Annotated in this window: 1 protein-coding gene; it reads right to left on the bottom strand. The window is 66.4% G+C overall.

Going from position 1 to position 1,401, the window contains the following annotated elements; genetic code table 11:
• Positions 1–1,244 (bottom strand): IS66 family transposase (gene tnpC, locus AC1DF3_RS36845; protein ID WP_478142791.1); only part of this gene is annotated, 1,244 nt, incomplete at its 3' end.
• Positions 1,245–1,401 lie beyond the last annotated feature (157 nt).

The raw sequence follows: 1,401 nt of genomic DNA, 5'->3' as shown, positions 1-1,401 counted from the left end.
TGCAGCCATGCATGCAGGTCCGCCCACAGTGGCTTCGCATGGCTGCATCTTCTCGACAGCCGCTCATCGCTCGTCAGCGCCGACAGCTCTCGCTCGAGGCGGTAGATCTCCGCGATGCGACGCAGCGCCTCCTCAGCGACAGCGCTCTTTCCCGAGTCGAGCAGCAGTTCATCGAACTTGCGTCTGGCATGGGCAAGGCATCCGGCGGCGATGCGTCCGGGCGTGGCACTCATCACGCTGTCGTAGGCCTTGTATTCATCGCGCACCAGCGTGCCGCGCCAACTTCGCTCGTCCTGACCACCCCCAGCGCCCAGGAACGCGATCGGATACTGCGCGCCGCGTCCCTCGCAGAAGTCATAGATCACGCCCGGCACTGGATCGAAGGCGCTGCGTGCGTAGGCCCAGACGTAGGCCTTCTTGGTCTTGCCCCGACCCGGGTCGAGCAGGGCCACCGGCGTTTCGTCGGCATGGAGCACCCGGGCGGAGAGCACGAAGCGCTTGTGCGCGTCGTAAAGCGGCTCCAGTGCCGCACCGCCTCGGCCAGACCAGGCTGCCAGTGTCGAGCGCGGCGTGTGCACGCCCGAACGCGCGTTGATGGCCTCCTGGCGGTAGTACGGCAGGTGATCCACGAAGCGGCTGATCAGGGTGTGCGCCACCAGGCCGGCTGCGGGCATGCCGCCGTCGATGATCTGCGGCTCGACGGCTTCTTGCACCAGGCGTTGGCARCAGCGGCACGCCCACTTGCCGTAGACGTGTCGGTGCACGAAGAACTCCGCCGGCACGATGTCCAGCTTCTCGCTGATGTCCTCGCCCACGCGCACCATCGGCTTGCCGCAGCCCGGGCTTGGGCAKGCGGTGTCCTCGGGSTCATGGTCATGCTGCACGCGACGCAGATGGTCGGGCAGGGGCTGGCGTCGCGGCTTACGCCTGGACGACGCGGCTRTGTCATCYGGCGGCGTGCCCTGCGCCTGCTTCAGCAGGGCCTCCAGAGCGGCMTCGTCTTCRGTCAGCGTCTCCTCGAACAGCCGGCGCTGCTCGGCGCTCATCGCCTCGGACTTCGCACCGAACTTCCAGGCCTTGTGSCGAGCCAGCTCGAACGTGAGTTTCTCGAGCTTGGCGTCCTTCAGRCGGATGTCCTGCGCYTGGCGCTGGATCTGCTGCAGCATCTGCTGCGCRAGCGCCGTGACCGCCTCGGGGGKCAGACCTTGGAGGTCTTCGTCCTTGAGGTTGTGCAGGTCCTGCATGGGTTCYCATCATGCAAGACCGGCTGCTTCGCGTCATTGGGAATTGCGCTGTGAACGCGCTCCCTGCGAAGGGCTATAGACGGGTGATCACAGTCATCTCTGGCAGGCGCTCCCAGGGCAGTCCCACCACCAGCGCATCGAACTGCGCCTGCGTCAA

It is taken from the genome of Variovorax sp. 10N432, from assembly GCF_056394465.1.
Note: the sequence above shows the minus strand (reverse complement) of the source record. Positions and strands in the feature narration are given on the sequence as shown.